The sequence below is a fragment of the Lelliottia sp. F153 genome (genome assembly GCF_002870005.1).
GTDB classification, from domain to species: domain Bacteria; phylum Pseudomonadota; class Gammaproteobacteria; order Enterobacterales; family Enterobacteriaceae; genus Enterobacter; species Enterobacter nimipressuralis.
The window spans coordinates 11,100-32,085 of sequence record NZ_PKFT01000012.1; the positions used below are offsets into that span (position 1 = coordinate 11,100).

A 20,986-nucleotide genomic window follows, 5' to 3' on the forward strand; every position below is an offset into this window, starting at 1 on the left:
GGCGCTCATCGGGCGCCCTGTCTCTTTATTGCGTTTAAACCCTTATACTTAAGCAAGCTCAGGCTCATCGTAGGCTGGATAAGCTACGCGCTATCCGGCGTTTCAGGCATGGGCTTCAGGAATCGATAACAATAAGGAGAACCCACTTCCGTGCTGACGTTGTTACACCTGCTATCGGCCGTCGCCCTGTTGGTCTGGGGCACGCACATTGTTCGTACCGGCGTGATGCGCGTCTTTGGCGCACGCTTACGTACCGTCCTCAGCCGCAGCGTTGAGAAGAAGCCGCTCGCCTTCTGCGCGGGGATCGGCGTCACCGCCCTCGTGCAAAGCAGTAACGCCACCACCATGCTCGTCACATCGTTTGTGGCGCAAGATCTGGTGGCGCTGACGCCGGCGCTGGTGATTGTACTGGGTGCCGACGTCGGGACCGCGCTGATGGCGCGTATCCTGACCTTCGATCTCTCCTGGCTGTCACCGCTGCTGATTTTCATCGGCGTCATCTTCTTCCTTGGCCGCAAACAGACCCGCGAAGGACAGCTCGGGCGCGTGGGGATTGGTCTCGGGCTGATTCTACTGGCGCTGGAGCTGATCGTGCAGGCGGTTACGCCGATCACCCAGGCCAACGGTGTGCAGGTGATTTTCGCCTCGCTGACGGGCGACATCATGCTCGACGCGCTGATTGGCGCGGTGTTTGCCATCATCAGTTACTCCAGTCTGGCGGCCGTGCTGTTGACCGCCACCCTGACCACCGCAGGGGCGATCTCCTTCCCGGTGGCGCTGTGCCTGGTGATCGGCGCGAACCTTGGCTCGGGTCTGCTGGCGATGCTCAACAACAGCGGCGCAAATGCTGCGGCCCGTCGCGTGGCGCTGGGGAGTTTGCTCTTTAAGCTGGTGGGCAGCCTGATAATCCTGCCGTTTGTTCACCCGCTGGCGAATCTGATGGATAACCTGCCGCTGCCGAAAGCTGAGCTGGTGATCTACTTCCACGTCTTCTACAACCTGGTGCGCTGTCTGGCGATGGTGCCGTTCGCCGGGCCAATGGCGCGGTTTTGCAAGCGCATGATCCGCGATGAGCCCGAGCTGGACGCCCGACTGAAGCCGAAGCATCTCGACACCTCAGCGCTGGATACCCCGGCGCTGGCGCTGGCCAATGCCGCCCGCGAAACCCTGCGTATGGGCGACGCGATGGAAACCATGCTGGATGGACTGAAGAAAGTGATGCACGGCGAGCCTCGCGAGGAGAAAGAGCTGCGCAAACTGGCCGATGATATCAACGTGCTCTACACCGCGATCAAACTCTATCTCGCGCGTATGCCGCAAGACGAGCTGGCGGAAGAGGAATCCCGCCGCTGGGCCGAGATCATCGAGATGTCCCTCAACCTTGAGCAGGCATCCGATATCGTCGAGCGTATGGGCAGTGAGATCGCCGACAAATCGCTGGCCGCCCGTCGGGCGTTTTCGCTGGAAGGGGTTGCTGAACTGGATGCGCTGCACGATCAATTACTCAGTAACCTGCAGCTGGCCATGTCGGTCTTCTTCTCTGGCGACGTGCCCAGCGCCCGCCGTTTGCGCCGCAACAAGCATCGCTTCCGCATCCTCAACCGCCGATACTCCCACGCGCACGTTGACCGTCTGCATCAGCAAAACGTGCAAAGTATCGAAACCAGCTCCCTGCACCTGGGGCTGCTTGGCGACATGAAACGTCTCAACTCCCTGTTCTGCTCGGTGGCCTACAGCGTGATGGAACAGCCGGATGAAGATGATGAAAGGGATGAGTATTAATCGTGCGCACTTTTAATCGTTAAAGAGAGACCCAGCGCTTGCATGACCGTTAACGTGGTTTTAAGCGTTGGGTTACCTTTCTCGCTGAATGAACGATAGAGTTGTTCACGAGATAAACCCGTCTGAGCGGCTATTTGGCTCATCCCCTTTGCCCGGGCAATGACACCCAACGCTTTTGCTATATAAGCGGCGTCACCGGTTTCAAATGCATCAGCCATAAACACAGCGATTTCATCATCATCGACAAGCGCACTGGCGGGATCGTACAGCGTAAATTTATTCATAGCTTATAAACTCATTGGGTTCAAGCGATCTGGCAAACGTCTTAGCCAGTTGTATGTCTCTGTCCTGACTGCTTTTGTTTCCGCCGCTCAGCAATACGAGCAAAATCTCGTCATAGTGTTTGAAATAGATGCGGTAACCAGGACCATAGTGAATTCGCAACTCGCTGACCCCTTCCCCGACAGGCTTCACATCCCCTGGCAAACCGTTGGCTAAACGAAAAAGGCGTGCGGCAATGAGCGTCTTGAGCCTTTTATCTTTTAGGTTTTGCTCCCAGCAGCGGAAAGAGGGTGTCTGAACGATTTCCTTCATACTACTCCATGTATTTTTTAAACTACATCCCGAATGAACTCATGGCGTGAAATTAGAAGAAAATCGTCATCCGATAAATGGGCGAAACGCAGATCCTGAAGCCGCCTCGCAAGGCGGAAAAGGGAAAGTCAGTTTTTACCGGCTAATCTTTTTACCAGCCCAAACCTAAGGTATATTTCGCCCATTAAGGAGAAATTATGCTGCCCACCCAATCAACCCGATTAAACAAATACATTAGCGAGAGCGGAATCTGCTCGCGTCGCGAGGCTGATCGTTACATCGAGCAAGGTAACGTTTTCCTGAACGGTAAACGCGCCACCATTGGCGATCAGGTGGTGCCTGGCGACGTGGTAAAAGTGAATGGTCAGCTGATCGAACCAAGAGACGAAGAAGATCTGGTCTTTATCGCGTTGAACAAACCGGTGGGTATTGTCAGCACCACGGAAGACGGTGAGCGGGATAATATTGTTGATTTCGTCAACCACAGCAGCCGCATCTTCCCGATTGGGCGTCTGGACAAAGACTCGCAGGGGCTGATTTTTCTCACCAACCATGGCGATCTGGTGAACAAAATCCTGCGCGCCGGTAACGATCATGAGAAAGAGTATCTGGTCACGGTCAACAAGCCGGTTACGGATGATTTTATTCGCGGTATGGGCGCGGGCGTGCCGATTCTCGGTACCGTCACGAAGAAGTGCAAAGTCAAAAAAGAGGCACCGTTCACCTTCCGCATTACCCTGGTGCAGGGGCTAAACCGTCAAATCCGTCGTATGTGTGAGCACTTTGGTTTTGAGGTCACGAAACTGGAGCGAACGCGCATCATGAACGTCAGCCTCTCCGGAATTCCGCAGGGCGAATGGCGCGATCTGACAGGCGATGAGCTGATTGAGCTGTTTAAGCTGATAGAAGGGTCGTCGTCCGAGGCGAAGCCGAAAGCCAAAGCCAAACCGAAAACGCAGGGGATTAAACGGCCTGTCGTCAGTGCGCCAAAATCAGCAGAAAAAGAGCGCAACAAGCCTGCCGGGAAGCGTTTCGTGCAGCCGGGCCGTAAAAAGAAAGGGCGCTAAATTAGCGCCTTCCACGGGGTGAGGTGTTTGCAGACCACGAGAACGTGGATTCCGTATCCGGTTTATAAGCCTGCGCTTTTTTAAGTTTGCGGGCTTTTTTTGCTTCAACTTCACGCTGGGCCATCAGTTTATCGATGTACTCTTTTTTCACCTGATTGGTTTCAGCGTTTGTCAGAGTACGACCATGTGCAATCCGTGCGCGATCGAGCAGGGTTTTCAGCTCGCGCTGCTCGCTTTCCGTCATGTCTTTCTGGGTCAATCTCGGTGTGGACATACCTGAAGCCTCTTGAGAGTAGAGGCTTCAGTGTAAAGCAAGCCGGGGTTTGCGCGAAGTGAATTAGTTTTCTTTTACCACTTCTTTTTTCGCTGGCTCTGCAATCGGTTTTCCTGACCAGTAGCCCGCCAGCAGCGAGCCGGACAGGTTGTGCCATACGGAGAACAGTGCGCCAGGCAGGGCCGCGAGCGGAGAGAAGTAGATCTTACCGAGCGCTGCCGCGAGGCCTGAGTTCTGCATCCCCACTTCAATCGCCAGCGTGCGGCAGGTCGATTCATCAAAGCCAAACAGTTTCCCGCCCCAGTATCCGCCCAGCAGACCAATGGTGTTATGCAGGATCACCGCGATAATCACCACAAAACCAACCGAGGCGATATGCGAGGCAGAACCTGCGACCACAGCGCTGATGATCGCCAGGATGCAGACCATCGAAAAAGCAGGCAGGTAAGGTTCTACGGCTTTGACGACGCGTGGGAACAGGTGGTGAATGACAAGACCGAGCGCAATCGGAATCACCACGATTTGCAGGATGGAGAGCAGCATCCCCATCACATCCACCTGAATATGCGCATCCACGTACAGACGCGTCAGCAGCGGTGTGGCGATAACGCCCACCAGCGTTGAGACGGATGAGATGGTCACCGACAGCGCCACGTCGCCTTTGGCCAGATAGATCATCACATTCGAAGCCGTACCGCTGGCGACACTTCCCACCAGCACCATACCGGCGGACAAATCCGGTGGCATCTTGAAAGCCAGCGCCAGCAGCCAGGCGGCCAGCGGCATCACCAGATAGTGCAGGAAAATCCCCGCTGCGACCGGTGCCGGGCGCGACAGCACGCGCTTAAAGTCGTCGATTTTCAGATGCACACCCATGCCGAGCATGATCAGCATCAGCAGCGTGGTGACCCACGGGCCGACAGGCGTAAAAGTCGATGGCGTGTAATAGGCGAGAACAGAGAGCAGCAGTGCCCATAACGGGAACAGCCGCGTGATAGCGGATAACATAGTGAATTCCTTGCGATGACGTTGTGTTATTTAGTTATAAAAAAGCCGGGTTCGAGCCCGGCTATAGGTAATGTTTATCGTGCTAAGGAATTTTATTCAAACAAATTATGATGAAGTTTCTGCACGACCTGCTCGGCTTCATGACCTGGTACCAGGAAGCACAGGTTATAGCTCGATGCGCCGTAGCAAATCATGCGGATATTGAATGGATCCAGCACGCCAAAGACCTCTTTGCCCACGCCGCAGGCGCGTGACAGCTGGTTGCCGATAATCGCGACCAGCGCCAGATCTTCTTCGACTTCAACGCGGCACAGGGCGGAAAGCTCCATCAGCAGCGATTGCGTCAGCAGAGTATCGCCCGTCGACGTCGAGCCGGTCGTGTCCAGCGTCAGCGCAATGCTCACTTCGGAAGTGGTGATCAGATCCACCGAGATATTGTGGCGCGCCAGAATCCCAAACACTTCCGCCAGGAAACCGCGAGAGTGCAGCATATTGAGGCTATGCAGCGTTACCAGCGTTTGCTTGCGGCGCAGCGCCAGGGCGCGGAACAGCGGTGGATTCTCTGTGCTTTTACACACCAGCGTCCCGCCAGCTTTAGGATCTTTGCTCGACCCGACAAACACCGGAATATCGCTGCGTACGGCAGGCAGCAGGGTGGCCGGGTGCAGCACTTTCGCGCCGAAGGTCGCCATTTCGGCAGCCTCTTCAAAGGCGATAACATCAATACGCTTTGCGGCAGGCACCACGCGCGGGTCGGTGGTATAGATGCCTGGGACGTCGGTCCAGATATCCACGCGGGAAGCGTACAGCGCTTCGCCGAGCAGCGCAGCCGTGTAGTCGCTGCCGCCACGGCCCAGAGTGGTGGTGCGGCCTTTGGCTTCGCTCCCGATAAAGCCCTGGGTAATGACAATTCCTTCGGCCAGTCGCGGTGCCAGCTGCTGTTTAGACAGCTCGGAAAGGGTCGCGACGTCCGGTTCGGCACGACCGAAGCGGTCACTGGTACGCATCACTTTGCGCACGTCAAACCACTGCGCCAGCACATCGCGCTCACGCAAGATCTCAACGAACAGCAGGGTGGACATCAGCTCGCCGTGGCTCACCAGTTCGTCGGTCAGCGCCGTCGACGTTGCCAGGGAAGCGGCTTCCGCCAGAGTGGTGATATTTTCGAGCAGGCGTTCGACTTCCTCGCGAATCACCTGAGGGTTCTTCATACGTTCGAGAATATCGAACTGAATTTTGCGCAGCGCATCGAGCTTCACAAAGCGCTCGGTTGCTTCCAGTCCTTCTGACAGGGCCACCAGCAGATTCGTCACGCCAGCCGATGCAGAAAGCACCACCAGGCGGGTCGTCGGATCGGCCAGCACCACGTCGGCGCTGCGGTTCATGGCGTCGTAATCGGCCACACTGGTACCGCCAAATTTGGCGACAACAAAACTCGTCATAACATCCTCGTGTCAGGGAAAGAATAAAGCGACCATGGCACAAGAACGAAACGATGACAGGTGCAGGCGCAAATACCGCCCTATAAATAAAATGTGGGGAGAGTCCTGTCAACGCTGGGATTATGCGGATTTTTCATGGGGGGGTACCCCTCAGTAACAGGACTAATAACAAGCCATTATTTTATCCCTCGTTTTACGGCGATCCGAAGGACATTCCACCGCGATAGGGCTGGCTATAGCGACTATACTTTTGGGACTTTTCACGCCCGTTTGATGCAGACCAGGGCAATGGCATAAAAACCATCACAATTTCCGCGCGCAGGCGCTACAATCGACCGCAGTCACAATTCTCAAATCACAAGAGTATTGCTAATGAAAAATATCAATCCAACGCAGACAACTGCCTGGCAGGCACTACAAAAACACTTCGACGAAATGAAAGACGTCACCATCGCGGACCTGTTCGCGAAAGACGGCGACCGTTTCAGCAAATTCTCCGCAACCTTCGACGATCTGATGCTGGTGGACTTCTCCAAAAACCGCATCACCGAAGAGACGCTGGCAAAACTGCAGGATCTGGCGAAAGAGACCGATCTGGCAGGGGCGATCAAGTCCATGTTCTCCGGCGAGAAGATTAACCGCACCGAAGACCGTGCTGTTCTGCATGTTGCCCTGCGCAACCGTAGCAATACTCCGATTATCGTTGACGGCAAAGATGTGATGCCGGAAGTGAACGCCGTGCTTGAGAAGATGAAAACCTTCTCTGAAGCCATTATCTCTGGCAGCTGGAAAGGCTATACCGGCAAAGCGATCACCGACGTGGTCAACATCGGTATCGGCGGCTCTGACCTCGGCCCCTTCATGGTGACCGAAGCGCTGCGCCCGTACAAAAACCATCTGAACATGCACTTCGTCTCCAACGTCGATGGTACCCACATCGCCGAAGTGCTGAAAAAAGTGAATCCAGAAACCACCCTGTTCCTGGTTGCGTCTAAAACCTTCACCACGCAAGAAACCATGACCAACGCCCACAGCGCGCGCGACTGGTTCCTGGCAACGGCTGGCGATAACAAACACGTGGCGAAACACTTCGCGGCGCTCTCTACCAACGGCAAAGCCGTGGGCGAGTTCGGCATCGATACCGCGAACATGTTTGAATTCTGGGACTGGGTCGGCGGCCGTTACTCCCTGTGGTCAGCGATTGGTCTGTCGATCATCCTGTCCGTGGGCTACGACAACTTTGTTGAGCTGCTCTCCGGCGCCCACGCGATGGACAAGCACTTCTCCACCACCCCGGCTGAGAAAAACCTGCCGGTGTTGCTGGCGCTGATCGGCATCTGGTACAACAACTTCTTCGGCGCTGAAACCGAAGCGATCCTGCCGTACGACCAGTACATGCACCGCTTCGCGGCGTACTTCCAGCAGGGCAACATGGAATCCAACGGCAAATACGTTGACCGTAACGGCAACGCCGTGGATTACCAGACTGGCCCAATCATCTGGGGTGAGCCGGGCACTAACGGTCAGCATGCGTTCTACCAGCTGATTCACCAGGGCACCAAAATGGTCCCATGTGATTTCATCGCGCCAGCGGTGACCCACAACGCGCTGTCCGACCATCATCAGAAGCTGCTGTCTAACTTCTTCGCCCAGACCGAAGCGCTGGCGTTTGGTAAAGCGCGCGACGTGGTTGAGCAGGAATATCGCGATCAGGGTAAAGATCCGGCGACGCTGGACCACGTGGTGCCGTTCAAAGTCTTCGAAGGCAACCGCCCAACCAACTCCATCCTGCTGCGCGAAATCACTCCGTTCAGCCTGGGTGCGTTGATTGCGCTGTATGAGCACAAAATCTTCACGCAGGGCGCGATCCTGAATATCTTCACCTTCGATCAGTGGGGCGTAGAGCTGGGCAAACAGCTGGCTAACCGCATTCTGCCAGAGCTGGGTGATGACAAAGATATTAACAGCCATGATAGTTCAACGAATGGTCTGATTAATCGCTATAAATCCTGGCGCGGATAATTAATATTCCCATATCAATGCCGGCGGAATGCCGGCATTTTTTTATCGGATAATTCCGGTTGTCCGTTACCTGGCGCAAATTTCTATTCTGAGTTTAATCCGAAAAGGTCGATTACCCTGCTAATCACTGGGTGTTATTTTAGGAATATACGGAGCCTTTGCGTTTTCGTGTATATTATAAATTGTTGATTTAATATGGTTTTATAAATGGTAAATAGCCGATGCTATTTACTTTCATCCATTTATCCTAAAACCATCCCCCTATTTCCCCGTTCGGCAATCCCTCTGCTTTAGTTGTGTATACTCGAATCCGCCTGAATTTCTTTTTGGGCAAATCTCCATTCATTCATTGAAGGGAAATTGTTATGAAGAAAGTACTGTATGGCATTTTTGCCATATCTGCGCTTGCGGCGACGTCTGCCTATGCAGCTCCGGTTCAGGTCGGGGAAGCAGCAGGTTCGGCGGCAACGTCTGCGTCTGCGGGGAGTTCTACCGCAACCGCGACCAGCACCGTAGGCTCGGCCGTGGGTGTCGCTCTGGCGGCAACCGGTGGCGGTGATGGCTCCAATACCGGAACCACGACCACCACGACAACAAGCACTCAGTAATAACGGGTGTATTACCATAACCACACTTCGGTGTGGTTATTTCACCCCTTCGGAGAAGAGTCGTGAAGCGACCTGCAATCATTCTGATTTGCCTGCTGTTGCAGGCGTGCTCAGCCACCACCAAAGGGCTGGGAAACTCACTGTGGGACAGCCTGTTCGGCACGCCAGGCGTGCATCTGACGGATGACGATATCCAGAATATGCCTTACGCCAGCCAGTACATGCAGTTAAACGACGGGCCACAGCTGTTTGTGGTGCTCGCTTTCGCCGAAAACGGGCAGCAGAAATGGGTGACGCAGGACCAGGCCACACTCGTGACGCAACATGGGCGTCTGGTGAAAACCTTGCTCGGCGGCGACAACCTGCTTGAAGTGAATAACCTCGCAGAAGACCCGCTTATCAAACCGAATCAGATCGTCGACGGCGCAAGCTGGACGCGCACCATGGGCTGGACGGAGCACAAACAGGTGCGCTACGCCACGGCGCGATCCCTGTTCCGCTGGGATGGCACCGACACCGTGACCGTGGGCAGTGACCAAACTCAGGTGCGTATCCTTGATGAAGAGGTCACGACCGACCAGGCTCGCTGGCACAACCGCTTCTGGGTGGATGACGAAGGGCAGATTCGCCAGTCTCTGCAATACCTTGGCGCGAATTTCTTCCCGGTGAAAGCCACCCTGATCAAGGCGGCGAAACAATGAAAATCATCACATCTGCTGCGCTGCTCCTGACACTGACCGCACCGCTGGCGTGGTCGGCGGGCACCGTCAAGGTCTATACCCCCGGGAGTAAAGAGCCGAAAACACTTTCTAACGCTGAACATCTGATTGATCTCGTCGGCCAGCCGCGTCTGGCGAATAGCTGGTGGCCGGGGGCGGTGATCAGCGAGCGTCAGGCCAGCGCGGTTGCCGATCAACAACACAAGGCGCTGCTGGCCCGACTGACGGGTCTGGCAGGGCAAGAAACGGGCGACACGGCTGCCGCGATTAACGCCGTGCGCCAGCAGCTGCAGGCGATAAGCGTAACGGGGCGTCAGCTGATTAATCTTGATCCCGACGAAGTGCGCGTGGCGGAGAAAGGCAATCCGACCCTGGAAGGAGAATACACCCTGTGGATCACACCGCAGCCGACCACCGTGACGGTGATGGGGCTGGTCAGCGCTCCTGGGAAAAAGCCGTTTACGCCGGGGCGCGATCTCGCGAGTTACCTGGATGACCAGAGCCTGCTGGAAGGCGCGGATCGCAGCTATGCGTGGGTGGTTTATCCCGATGGTCGCACGCAAAAAGCCCCGGTAGCGTACTGGAACAAACGCCATATCGAACCGATGCCGGGCAGCGTGATTTTTGTCGGCTTTGCCGATCACTTCTGGACGAAGGCGTATGACGGGCTGAACACCGACATCCTTCACTCCCTGACGCATCGGATACCGGATTAATGAAAAGAACTTATCTCTACAGCATGCTGGCGCTTTGCGTCAGCGCCGCCTGCCACGCCGAAACCTTTCCCGCGCCCGTCGGGCCGTCGCAGTCAGATTTCGGCGGCGTCGGCTTGATGCAAACGCCAACGGCACGCATGGCGCGCGAGGGCGAAATCAGCCTTAACTACCGCGATAACGATCAGTACCGCTACTATTCCGCGTCGGTACAGCTCTTCCCGTGGCTCGAAACCACCCTGCGTTACACCGATGTGCGTACCAAACAGTACAGCAGCGTCGAGGCGTTCTCAGGTAATCAGACCTACAAAGACAAAGCCTTCGACGTCAAACTGCGCCTGTGGGAAGAGAGCTACTGGATGCCGCAGGTCTCCGTCGGCGCGCGCGATATCGGCGGTACGGGTCTGTTTGATGCGGAGTATATCGTCGCCAACAAAGCCTGGGGACCGTTCGATTTTTCCCTCGGGATGGGCTGGGGATACCTTGGCACCAGCGGCAACGTGAAAAACCCGTTCTGCTCCTACAGCGACAAATATTGCTATCGCGACAACAGCTATCAGAAAGCCGGTTCGGTCAACGGCGATCAGATGTTCCACGGCCCGGCGTCGCTGTTTGGCGGCGTGGAATATCAGACGCCATGGCAGCCGCTGCGCCTGAAGCTGGAGTACGAAGGCAACAACTACACGGAAGATTTTGCAGGCAAGATCGAGCAGAAGAGCAAGTTTAACGTCGGCGCCATTTACCGTGTTACCGATTGGGCCGACGTTAACCTCAGCTACGAGCGCGGCAACACCTTCATGTTTGGTGTCACGCTGCGAACCAACTTTAACGATATGCGTCCGTCCTACAACGACAACTCCCGCCCGGCCTATCGACCGCAGCCGCAGGATGCGATCATGCAGCACTCGGTGGTGGCGAATCAGCTGACCCTGCTGAAATACAACGCGGGTCTGGCCGATCCGAAAATCCAGACCAAAGGTGACACGCTGTATGTCACGGGCGAGCAGGTGAAGTATCGCGACTCCCACGAAGGGATCGAACGGGCGAACCGCATCGTGATGAACGATCTGCCGGATGGGATCCGCACGATCCGCGTGACGGAAAACCGACTCAACATGCCGCAGGTGACCACGGAAACGGACGTCGCCAGCCTGAAGCGTCATCTCGAAGGCGAACCGCTGGGCCATGAAACGGAGCTGGTGCAAAAACGTATCGAACCGGTCGTGCCAGAAACCACCGAGCAGGGCTGGTATATCGACAAATCGCGCTTCGATTTCCATATCGACCCGATCCTCAACCAGTCCGTCGGCGGCCCGGAAAACTTCTACATGTATCAGCTGGGCGTGATGGCCACGGCGGATCTGTGGATGACGGATCACCTGCTGACCACCGGCAGCGTGTTTGGCAACATCGCCAACAACTACGACAAATTTAACTACACCAACCCGCCGAGCGACTCGAAGCTGCCGCGCGTGCGTACCCGCGTGCGTGAATATGTGCAGAACGATGTGTATGTGAATAACCTGCAGGCCAACTATTTCCAGTATCTCGGAAATGGCTTCTACGGCCAGGTGTATGGCGGTTATCTGGAAACCATGTACGGCGGCGCGGGGGCAGAAGTGCTCTACCGTCCGGTAGACAGCAACTGGGCGTTCGGCCTGGATGCCAACTACGTGAAACAGCGTGACTGGCGCAGTGCGCAGGACATGATGAAATTCACCGACTACAGCGTCAAAACCGGTCATTTGACCGCCTACTGGACGCCGTCGTTTGCCCAGGACGTACTGGTGAAAGCCAGCGTCGGGCAATATCTGGCGGGGGATAAGGGCGGTACGCTGGAGATTGCGAAGCGCTTCGACAGCGGCGTGGTTGTGGGCGGTTACGCGACGATCACCAACGTGTCGCCGGACGAGTACGGGGAAGGGGACTTCACCAAAGGGGTATATGTTTCCATCCCGCTGGATCTCTTCTCGTCAGGCCCGACCCGCAGCCGCGCAGCCATTGGCTGGACGCCGCTGACGCGTGACGGTGGACAGCAGCTTGGACGTAAGTTCCAGCTGTACGACATGACCAGCGACCGTTCCGTTAACTTCCGTTAATGCTGTTTTGCCTGATGGCGCTGCGCGTTTCCGGCCAACGATTTTGTCGGCCCGGTAAGCGTCGCGCCACCGGGCGATTCCTCTGGTTTGCTCCAAACATAAACAAAAAATATAGATCTCTGTCACATTTTTGAGTTATACAGGATCTTCGCTCCAGAGAATGAGGTGCTGTATGACATCCCTGACTCGTCCGCGCGTTGAGTTTATCTCAATGGTCCTCCAGACCGTGCTGAGCCTCGGTCTGTTGAGCCTTGGCCTGATACTGGTCGTCTTTCTCGGCAAAGAGACGGTGCATCTGGCGGATGTGCTGTTCGCCCCTGAACAAACCAGCAAATATGAGCTGGTTGAAGGACTGGTGGTCTACTTTCTCTACTTCGAATTTATCGCCCTGATTGTGAAATACTTTCAGTCTGGCTTTCACTTCCCGCTGCGTTACTTTGTCTATATCGGGATCACCGCGATTGTGCGGCTGATCATCGTCGATCATAAATCCCCCCTTGATGTGCTGATCTACTCGGCGGCGATCCTGCTGTTAGTGATTACCCTCTGGCTGTGCAACTCTAAGCGGCTGAAACGCGAATAAAAAAATGGCGGCCTGAAGGCCGCCAAACAACAGTCACAAGTTTACTCTTCATATTTTACGCTGCTGATGCGTTGGCTGCGTTCGCTCGCCCCAGTCACTTACTTTAGTAAGCTCCTGGGATTCACTCACTTGCCGCCTTCCAGCACCGCAAAATATTTTGAGTATTGGGTCAATACAATACGTCTAAAGTTGAGGGTTGCAGTGGCATAACACAATGAAGCTTAACCTTTCACACCGCCCGCCGTGAGGCCATTGACCAGCCAGCGTTGAGCCAGCAGGAACACCACGGTAATCGGGATGGCGGAGAGCACAGCGGCTGCGGCAAAGTCGCCCCACAGGTAGTTTTGCGGGTTGAGGTATTGCTGCATACCTACGGCCAGCGTGTAGCTATTCACATCACGCAGCAGCAGCGACGCGACCGGGACTTCGGTAATGGCCGCGATGAACGACAGAATAAAGACCACCGCCAGAATCGGCACCGACAGCGGCAGCAGCACGAGGCGGAAAGCCTGCCACGGTGTTGCCCCATCCAGCGCCGCCGCTTCTTCAAGCGATCCGTCGATGGTTTCGAAATAGCCCTTAATCGTCCAGACGTGCAGCGCGATACCGCCCATGTAGGCGAAAATCACGCCGCCGTGAGTGTTCAGACCGATAAAGGGCACGTACTGACCGAGACGGTCAAACAACGCGTACAACGCCACCAGCGACAGCACTGCCGGGAACATCTGGAAAATCAGCATGCTTTTCAGCAGCGTCGCTTTACCCGGGAAACGCATACGGGCAAAGGCGTAAGCGCAGGTGGTGGAGAGCGCTACAATCCCGATGGCGGTAATACCGGCCACTTTGATGGAGTTCCACAGCCACAGCAGCACCGGGAACGGCGGCGGCGTCACGCGGCCATCGGCGTGTTCGACGCTGAAGCCCAGAGCCAGCTTCCAGTGCTCCCAGGAGATCTGATCCGGGATCAGGCTGCCGGTGGCAAAGTTCCCTTCACGCAGGGAGATGGCGATAACCATCAGCAGCGGGAACATGATTGCTGCGATAAAAATCAGTAGCCCTAAGTGCGTCGCCAGGAGGCGCAGTTTCTGAGATTTGGGTTGTACCATAGCCATAATGTGTGCCCTCCTTAGTCGAATTTCATGCGTGTGGCTTTCAGATTCACAATCGCCAGTGCGCCTACCAGCAGGAAGATCAGGGTGGCGATGGCGGCTGCCAGCCCGAAGTCCTGACCGCCGCCGCCTTCGAAGGCGATGCGGTAGGTGTAGCTCACTAACAGGTCCGTATAGCCTGCTGGCGTGGTGGTTCCGAGCCTGTCCGGGCTGCCGTTGGTCAGAAGCTGAATCAGTACGAAGTTGTTAAAGTTAAAGGCGAAGCTGGCAATCATCAGCGGCGTCAGCGGCTTGATCAGCAGCGGGAACGTAATCTTAAAGAAGTTCTGGAACGGGCCCGCGCCGTCCATCGCCGAGGCTTCGTACAGATCGTCCGGAATCGCTTTCAGCAGCCCCATGCACAGGATCATCATGTACGGATAACCGAGCCAGGTGTTGACGATGATAATCATGCTGCGGGCGGTGGTCGGGTCGCTGAACCAGGCCGGTTTGATGCCGAAGAGCGCGCCCAGCATCATGTTGATTTCACCGAAGCTCTGGTTGAACAGCCCTTTGAAAATCAGAATCGAGATAAACGACGGAACCGCATACGGCAGAATCAGCAGCACGCGATAGATGGCTTTGCCCTTGAGGGACTCCCACTGCACCACGCACGCCAGCACCATGCCGACCGCCACGGTCAGGATCACCGTCAGGACCGAGAAGACGACTGTCCAGACGAAGATGGCGAAGAACGGCTTCTGAATGCCTTCGTCGGTGAAGACGCGGGTAAAGTTGTCCCAGCCGATGGTGACGGTATAGCCCGGGCTGAGTTTTTCGTCGCCCCAGTTGCCGTCGGCATTCACCGACTGATAGAAACCGATCTCGTTGTTCGGACGGTATTTCACGCCGCTCTGGTTGTTGGTCAGCGTACCGTCATCGGCTTTGGTATAGAGCGGCTGCGTGCCGGAGAACTGGCGCAGCGAGCTCATGATCACTTTGCTTTCGTCTGGCAGGATGGCCGTCAGCTGGGTCAGGGCCTGGCGGTTCTGGGTGATGACACGCAGATTCGCGCGCTCGCCTTCCGGCAGGGCGTCGGCTTCTTTCAGGGTGAGTTTCTGTTCGCCGCCAAATTTAAAGGCGTCGGAGACATAGTTTTTACCGGTCCCTTCGTCGGTCAGGGCCAGCTTCCATTCGTCACCCGCCGGGTATAAACCAAAGTTAAAGGTCTTTCCGGCCTGATAAGAACGGTCCATCAGCACCTGCTGGGCGCGTTCCTGCGCGAGCTGGTTGGTGCTGCTGTAGTTAGTGAATGCGATAGCGATGGTACAGATCAGCGGGAACAGGACGAAAAGCCCCATCCCGGCCACGCCCGGATAGACATAACGCCAGGCATAGGCTTTACGATTGGCGAAAATATACAGGCCAACAGAGCTTAAAATCAGCGTCATGATGGCGAACAGGTACTCCCCCTGCACATACATTAAAACAACAAGGTAACCCACCAGTAAGCCCAGCAGACCTATCACTGACCATTTCAGCGTGTCGCTTTGCCACCAGTGTTTCTTTTTAATGATATCCATGGGGAATCTTCCTCTACAGCGATGAAAACTTATTGTCAGGCGGCGCATCGCTGACCTGACCTACGGTTTGAGCCGTAGTAGTAGGGCGGGATCGCTACGCTCACCCGCCATAGTGCTTACTTGGTGATACGACCTTGCGCGTCTTTCAGCGCGGCATCGACAGTCTGACGACCGCTAGCTGCGTTGATCACCGCCGTACGAGTGGCATACCAGAACGCCGCCATTTGCGGGATGTTCGGCATGATTTCACCTTTCTGGGCGTTATCCATCGTGGCCGCAATGCGTGGGTCTTTCGCGAGGGTATCCTGGAAGGACTTCAGCGCGACGGCACCCAGCGGTTTGTCCTTGTTCACTTCGTCCAGACCCTGATCGGTCAGCAGATAGTTTTCGAGGAACTCTTTCGCCAGCTCTTTGTTCGGGCTGGCGGCGTTGATGCCTGCGCTCAACACGCCTACGAACGGTTTAGACGGTTTGCCTTTGAAGGTTGGCAGCAGCGTGACGCCGTAGTTGATTTTGCTCTTGTCGATGTTAGACCAGGCCCACGGACCGTTGATGGTCATCGCGGTTTCGCCCTTGTTGAACGCAGCTTCCGCGATGGAGTAATCGGTATCCGCGTTCATGTGTTTGTTCTTGATCAGATCAACCAGGAAAGTCAGACCGGCTTTCGCGCCAGCGCTGTCCACACCCACGTCTTTCACGTCGTATTTGCCGTTTTCAAACTTGAAGGCATACCCGCCGTCGGCAGCGATCAGCGGCCAGGTGAAGTACGGTTCTTGCAGGTTGAACATCAGCGCGCTCTTACCCTTCGCCTTCAGCTCTTTATCCAGAGCCGGGATCTCTTCCCAGGATTTTGGCGGGTTCGGTACGAGGTCTTTGTTGTAAATCAGGGAGAGGGCTTCAACCGCCACCGGATAGGCGATCAGCTTGCCGTTGTAACGCACGGCGTCCCAGGTGAACGGGAACAGTTTGTCCTGGAATGCTTTATCAGGAGAGACTTCAGCCAGCAGGCCAGACTGTGCGTAGCCACCGAAACGGTCATGCGCCCAGAAGATGATGTCAGGGCCATCGCCCGTTGCCGCGACCTGCGGGAATTTCTCTTCCAGTTTGTCAGGGTGTTCAACGGTGACTTTGATGCCGGTGTCTTTTTCGAATTTCTTACCCACTTCGGCCAGGCCGTTATAGCCTTTGTCGCCGTTAATCCAGATAACCAGCTTACCTTCTTCAATTTTGGCGAGAGCCGGTGCGGAAATCATCATTGCTGCCAGGGCGGACAATGCGAAAACGCGTGCGCCAGTCTTGATCTTCATATCTGCCATCCTTTTTGGTGATGTGCTCGTGGATACACTGAGGTGGTTCAACGTGAGCCAGTTTCCTTATATGACATCCTCTTTCCATCCTCCTTAGGTCTACGCCCCACCCCCGCTTTGTGTGATCTGCGTTGCATAAATTTAAGTTATGAGTCATGGCGCACATAAAAACCCACTGAATTTTGCCGCCTGCATCACGAATTTACCCAGACCACGCCCGGCGCGGTGGCAGAACCGGTTCTCTCATCCTCCCGCCTCCTCCCCCATGAAAAAGGCAGGGGGTGGAGGATTTGCAGAACTTATGGATACCCCATAGTGAACTTATGTTGAATGTTTCTGTCGGTGACAGGTTGTAACGAAGGGAGAAGGGCATGGCGAGCGTACAGCTGCGGAATGTAACGAAAGCCTGGGGCGACGTAGTGGTGTCAAAAGACATCAATCTCGACATCCACGAAGGTGAATTCGTGGTGTTTGTTGGCCCATCAGGCTGCGGTAAGTCAACACTGCTGCGTATGATTGCTGGACTTGAAACGATCACCAGTGGCGATCTGTTTATCGGTGAAACCCGCATGAACGATATCCCACCCGCCGAACGCGGTGTCGGCATGGTTTTCCAGTCTTATGCGCTTTATCCCCATCTCTCCGTTGCTGAAAACATGTCCTTTGGCCTGAAGCTGGCCGGGGCGAAAAAAGATGTCATCAATCAGCGCGTCACCCAGGTGGCGGAAGTGCTGCAGCTGGCACACCTGCTGGAGCGTAAACCGAAAGCGCTCTCCGGCGGACAACGTCAGCGCGTGGCGATTGGCCGTACGCTGGTGGCGGAACCGCGCGTGTTCCTGCTTGATGAACCCCTTTCTAACCTGGACGCCGCCCTGCGCGTTCAGATGCGTATTGAAATTTCCCGCCTGCACAAACGCCTTGGCCGCACGATGGTGTACGTCACCCACGATCAGGTCGAAGCGATGACGCTCGCCGACAAAATCGTGGTGCTGGACGCCGGTCGCGTCGCGCAAGTAGGGAAACCGCTGGAGCTGTATCACTACCCGGCAGATCGCTTCGTTGCGGGCTTTATTGGCTCGCCGAAGATGAACTTCCTGCCGGTCAAAGTGACCGCAACGGCGATCGAACAGGTACAGGTGGAACTGCCGAACCGTCAGCAGATTTGGCTGCCAGTGGACAGCGCTAACGTACAGGTCGGGGCAAACATGTCCCTGGGTATTCGTCCTGAACATTTACTGCCAAGTCAGATCGCCGATGTGACGCTGGAAGGGGAAGTTCAGGTCGTCGAACAACTTGGTCACGAAACACAGATTCATATCCAGATCCCCGCCATCCGTCAGAACCTGGTTTACCGCCAGAACGACGTGGTGTTGGTAGAAGAGGGTGCCACATTCGCTATCGGTTTGCCGCCAGAGCGTTGCCATCTGTTCCGAGAGGATGGCACTGCATGTCGTCGGCTGCATAAAGAGCCAGGCGTTTAAGCATTCCAACAAAACTACACGTCATCCTTCGCGCTGCAGCCAACGAAGAGGCAGCCCGAAGAGTGAAGTGTAATAAGAAAAGCAATGATCTCAGGAGATAGAATAATGATTACTCTGCGCAAACTTCCACTGGCAATCGCCGTGACTGCAGGCATTTTGTCTGCTCACGCGGGCGCCGTCGATTTTAAAGGTTACGCCCGTTCGGGTATCGGCTGGACCGGTAGCGGCGGCGCGCAACAGTGCTTCCAGGCAACGGGTGCACAAAGTAAATATCGTCTTGGTAACGAATGTGAAACTTACGCTGAGCTGAAACTGGGCCAGGAAGTGTGGAAAGAAGGCGATAAGAGCTTCTACTTCGACACCAACGTCGCGTACTCCGTTGCACAGCAGAACGACTGGGAAGCTACTGATCCCGCGTTCCGTGAAGCCAACGTGCAGGGTAAAAACCTGATTGAATGGCTGCCAGGTTCCACCATGTGGGCGGGTAAGCGCTTCTATCAGCGTCATGACGTTCACATGATCGACTTCTACTACTGGGATATCTCCGGCCCGGGTGCAGGTCTGGAAAACGTGGATCTCGGCTTTGGTAAACTCTCCATGGCTGTGACCCGTTCGACTGAAGCGGGCGGCTCCTCAACCTTCGCCAGCAACAACATTCGTGATTACACCACCGATACCGCTAACGACGTCTTCGACGTGCGTTTAGCGCAGATGGAAATCAACCCAGGCGGTACCCTGGAACTGGGCGTTGACTACGGTCACACCAACGTAAATGACGATTACTATCTGCAGCCGAACGCCTCCAAAGATGGCTGGATGTTCACCGCAGAACATACCCAAAGCATGCTGAAAGGCTTTAACAAGTTCGTCGTTCAGTACGCAACAGACTCCATGACCTCTCAGGGTAAAGGCCTGAACCAGGGTGCTGGCATCGGTCTGGGTAATGACGATTCCGATGGCAAACTGTATGCCTACGGCATCAACAACAACGGCCATCTGCTGCGCGTTCTCGACCACGGTGCAATCTCCCTGGGCGACAGCTGGGACCTGATGTACGTCGGTATGTACCAGGACATCGACTGGGATAACGGCAACGGCACCAAATGGTACACCGTGGGTGTGCGCCCAATGTACAAATGGACGCCAATCATGAGTACCTTGCTGGAAGTGGGCTACGACAACGTCAAATCCCAGAACACCGGCGACAAAAACAACCAGTACAAAGTCACCCTGGCGCAACAATGGCAGGCTGGCGACAGCATCTGGTCCCGTCCGGCAATCCGCGTCTTCGCAACCTATGCGAAGTGGGATGAGAAATGGGGTTACGACACGTCGGGTAGCCCGATCACTACCAGCGGTAACTACAACTCCAACTTCGGTATGCAGACTGCTGGCCTTGGCCGCGGTGATAACGACGAGTGGAGCTTCGGTGCCCAGATGGAAATCTGGTGGTAATCCGCAGTTAATCTCACGTAATGGCTAAACAAAGGAGGGGCGCAAGCCCCTCTGATTTAAGCGTCGCGCGCTATTGCCTGGCCACCGCTGCGCTGAATATCTGAGGTGATAACAATGAAAATGAACAAAAGTCTCGTCGCCCTCTGCCTTTCCGCTGGCCTGCTGGCAAGCGTTCCGGCAGTCAGTATTGCCGAGGTTAATTTCGTTCCGCAGAACACCACGGCGGCTCCCGCCATCCCGGCTTCTGCGCTGCAACAACTGGTCTGGACGCCTGTCGACCAGTCTAAAACCCAAAGCACCGATCTTGCGAGCGGCGGCCAGCAACTGAATGTGCCTGGTATTTCCGGCCCGGTCGCGGCCTGGAGCGTCCCGGCAAACATTGGTGAGCTGAACCTGACGCTGACCAGTATTGTCGACAAGCAAACACACGTCTTTGCGCCGAACGTGCTGATTCTGGATCAGAACATGACGCCATCGGCGTTCTTCCCGAGCAGCTATTTTACCTATCAGGAACCGGGCGTGATGAGCGCCGATCGCCTGGAAGGGGTGATGCGCCTGACGCCTGCGCTGGGTCAGCAGAAAATTTATGTGCTGGTCTTCACGACGCCGCAGGATCTCGCCCAGACAACTACTCTGGTTGACCCGGCCAAAGCCTACGCCAAAGGCACGGGCAATGCGGTCCCGGATATTCCGGATCCAAAAGCGCGCCACACCACCGACGGCACGCTGAAACTGAAAGTCAGCACCTCTTCCGCCTCCAGCGTGCTGGTTGGCCCACTGTTTGGCTCCGCCGGCCCTGGCCCTGTGACCGTGGGTAACACCGCCGCACCGGCTTATGCCGCGCCTGTCGCCGCTGCCCCTGCCGCTGCGCCGACACCAGCACCAGCTCCGGCGAAGAAAGCCGAGCCGATGCTGAATGACACTGAAAGTTACTTCAATCGCGCCATCAAAGAAGCAGTTGATCGCGGCGATGTAGACAAAGCGCTGAAGCTGCTGGATGAAGCTGAGCGTTTAGGTTCGACCACTGCCCGTTCCACCTTTATCAGCAGTGTAAAAGGCAAGGGGTGACCGTCTCCCCACAGTGCTGATGTTGTCAGTAGTTTAGTGCGCCTGAGTGGGCGCACTTTTTTTTGGGCGGCGCAGGCTGTTGCACTCCTGTTG

Annotated in this window: 19 protein-coding genes; 11 read left to right on the forward strand and 8 right to left on the reverse strand. The window is 55.7% G+C overall.

The annotated features are described in order from the left end of the window. Nucleotides 1-150 precede the first annotated feature (150 nt). On the forward strand, nt 151-1,782 hold the full coding sequence (locus tag F153LOC_RS19515) for a Na/Pi cotransporter family protein (protein ID WP_100778085.1): 1,632 nt from the start codon (nt 151-153) through the stop codon (nt 1,780-1,782). Here F153LOC_RS19515 and F153LOC_RS19520 read toward each other — a convergent pair. Both F153LOC_RS19520 and F153LOC_RS19525 read right to left on the reverse strand, forming a co-directional pair. Next, on the reverse strand, nt 1,779-2,066 hold the full coding sequence (locus F153LOC_RS19520; RefSeq protein ID WP_100778084.1) for an addiction module antidote protein: 288 nt from the start codon (nt 2,064-2,066) through the stop codon (nt 1,779-1,781). The two genes, F153LOC_RS19515 and F153LOC_RS19520, sit on opposite strands and share 4 nt — an antisense overlap. Beyond that, nucleotides 2,059-2,376 carry a type II toxin-antitoxin system RelE/ParE family toxin gene (locus F153LOC_RS19525; RefSeq protein ID WP_102105627.1) on the reverse strand — a complete coding sequence of 106 codons (318 nt, stop codon included), beginning with the start codon at nt 2,374-2,376 and terminating at the stop codon, nt 2,059-2,061. Before F153LOC_RS19525 ends, F153LOC_RS19520 begins: the two co-directional genes overlap by 8 nt. 197 nt (nt 2,377-2,573) lie before the next feature. Between F153LOC_RS19525 and rluF the strand changes: the two genes are divergently transcribed. Next, a complete protein-coding gene (gene rluF / locus F153LOC_RS19530; protein ID WP_100778082.1) occupies nt 2,574-3,443 on the forward strand; it encodes a 23S rRNA pseudouridine(2604) synthase RluF in 870 nt (289 codons plus the stop codon). Between the two features lies 1 nt (nt 3,444). On the opposite strand, the gene F153LOC_RS19535 is transcribed toward rluF, so the two are convergent. The 3 genes from F153LOC_RS19535 to lysC all read right to left on the reverse strand — a co-directional run bounded on the left by F153LOC_RS19535 (nt 3,445) and on the right by lysC (nt 6,167). Continuing rightward, the gene (locus F153LOC_RS19535) at nt 3,445-3,717 is read right to left on the reverse strand and encodes a DUF3811 domain-containing protein (protein ID WP_100778081.1); all 273 of its coding nucleotides are present in this window, start codon (nt 3,715-3,717) and stop codon (nt 3,445-3,447) included. Between the two features lie 63 nt (nt 3,718-3,780). Beyond that, nucleotides 3,781-4,725 carry a ketopantoate/pantoate/pantothenate transporter PanS gene (panS, locus tag F153LOC_RS19540; RefSeq protein WP_100778080.1) on the reverse strand — a complete coding sequence of 315 codons (945 nt, stop codon included), beginning with the start codon at nt 4,723-4,725 and terminating at the stop codon, nt 3,781-3,783. 92 nt (nt 4,726-4,817) lie between these two features. Beyond that, entirely contained in the window at nt 4,818-6,167 is a 1,350-nt protein-coding gene (gene lysC, locus F153LOC_RS19545) for a lysine-sensitive aspartokinase 3 (protein WP_100778079.1), read from the reverse strand. 372 nt (nt 6,168-6,539) lie between these two features. On the opposite strand from lysC, the gene pgi reads away from it, so the two are divergent. The 6 genes from pgi to psiE all read left to right on the forward strand — a co-directional run bounded on the left by pgi (nt 6,540) and on the right by psiE (nt 12,911). After that, nucleotides 6,540-8,189, forward strand: a complete 1,650-nt coding sequence (gene pgi, locus F153LOC_RS19550; protein WP_100778078.1) for a glucose-6-phosphate isomerase — start codon at nt 6,540-6,542, stop codon at nt 8,187-8,189. A gap of 365 nt (nt 8,190-8,554) precedes the next feature. Then, nucleotides 8,555-8,797, forward strand: coding sequence for an exopolysaccharide production protein YjbE (gene yjbE / locus F153LOC_RS19555; protein ID WP_100778077.1), 243 nt, complete (start codon nt 8,555-8,557; stop codon nt 8,795-8,797). Between the two features lie 62 nt (nt 8,798-8,859). Next, nucleotides 8,860-9,498 (forward strand): YjbF family lipoprotein, encoded by a 639-nt coding sequence (locus F153LOC_RS19560; protein WP_102105626.1) that lies wholly within the window; start codon nt 8,860-8,862, stop codon nt 9,496-9,498. After that, nucleotides 9,495-10,232 (forward strand): capsule biosynthesis GfcC D2 domain-containing protein, encoded by a 738-nt coding sequence (locus tag F153LOC_RS19565; RefSeq protein ID WP_102105625.1) that lies wholly within the window; start codon nt 9,495-9,497, stop codon nt 10,230-10,232. The genes F153LOC_RS19560 and F153LOC_RS19565 overlap by 4 nt, the downstream gene beginning before the upstream one ends. Continuing rightward, the gene (locus tag F153LOC_RS19570; protein WP_102105624.1) at nt 10,232-12,328 is read left to right on the forward strand and encodes a YjbH domain-containing protein; all 2,097 of its coding nucleotides are present in this window, start codon (nt 10,232-10,234) and stop codon (nt 12,326-12,328) included. Before F153LOC_RS19565 ends, F153LOC_RS19570 begins: the two co-directional genes overlap by 1 nt. A 172-nt stretch (nt 12,329-12,500) precedes the next feature. After that, entirely contained in the window at nt 12,501-12,911 is a 411-nt protein-coding gene (gene psiE / locus F153LOC_RS19575; RefSeq protein WP_095280319.1) for a phosphate-starvation-inducible protein PsiE, read from the forward strand. A gap of 221 nt (nt 12,912-13,132) precedes the next feature. Here psiE and malG read toward each other — a convergent pair whose 3' ends face one another. From malG to malE, 3 genes are all read right to left on the reverse strand, one after another. After that, on the reverse strand, nt 13,133-14,023 hold the full coding sequence (malG, locus tag F153LOC_RS19585; RefSeq protein WP_100778072.1) for a maltose ABC transporter permease MalG: 891 nt from the start codon (nt 14,021-14,023) through the stop codon (nt 13,133-13,135). 14 nt (nt 14,024-14,037) lie between these two features. After that, nucleotides 14,038-15,582: a maltose ABC transporter permease MalF gene (gene malF / locus F153LOC_RS19590; protein ID WP_100778071.1), complete on the reverse strand. Its 1,545-nt coding sequence runs from the start codon at nt 15,580-15,582 to the stop codon at nt 14,038-14,040. Between the two features lie 116 nt (nt 15,583-15,698). Further along, entirely contained in the window at nt 15,699-16,889 is a 1,191-nt protein-coding gene (gene malE, locus F153LOC_RS19595) for a maltose/maltodextrin ABC transporter substrate-binding protein MalE (protein ID WP_100778070.1), read from the reverse strand. Nucleotides 16,890-17,260: 371 nt separating this feature from the next. Between malE and malK the strand changes: the two genes are divergently transcribed. The 3 genes from malK to malM all read left to right on the forward strand — a co-directional run bounded on the left by malK (nt 17,261) and on the right by malM (nt 20,893). Further along, nucleotides 17,261-18,370: a maltose/maltodextrin ABC transporter ATP-binding protein MalK gene (gene malK / locus F153LOC_RS19605; protein ID WP_100778069.1), complete on the forward strand. Its 1,110-nt coding sequence runs from the start codon at nt 17,261-17,263 to the stop codon at nt 18,368-18,370. Between the two features lie 102 nt (nt 18,371-18,472). Beyond that, complete coding sequence (locus F153LOC_RS19610; protein ID WP_100780781.1) at nt 18,473-19,825, forward strand: maltoporin; 1,353 nt, start codon at nt 18,473-18,475, stop codon at nt 19,823-19,825. 114 nt (nt 19,826-19,939) lie between these two features. Beyond that, nucleotides 19,940-20,893, forward strand: coding sequence for a maltose operon protein MalM (gene malM, locus F153LOC_RS19615; RefSeq protein ID WP_102105622.1), 954 nt, complete (start codon nt 19,940-19,942; stop codon nt 20,891-20,893). The last annotated feature ends 93 nt before the right edge of the window (nt 20,894-20,986 follow it).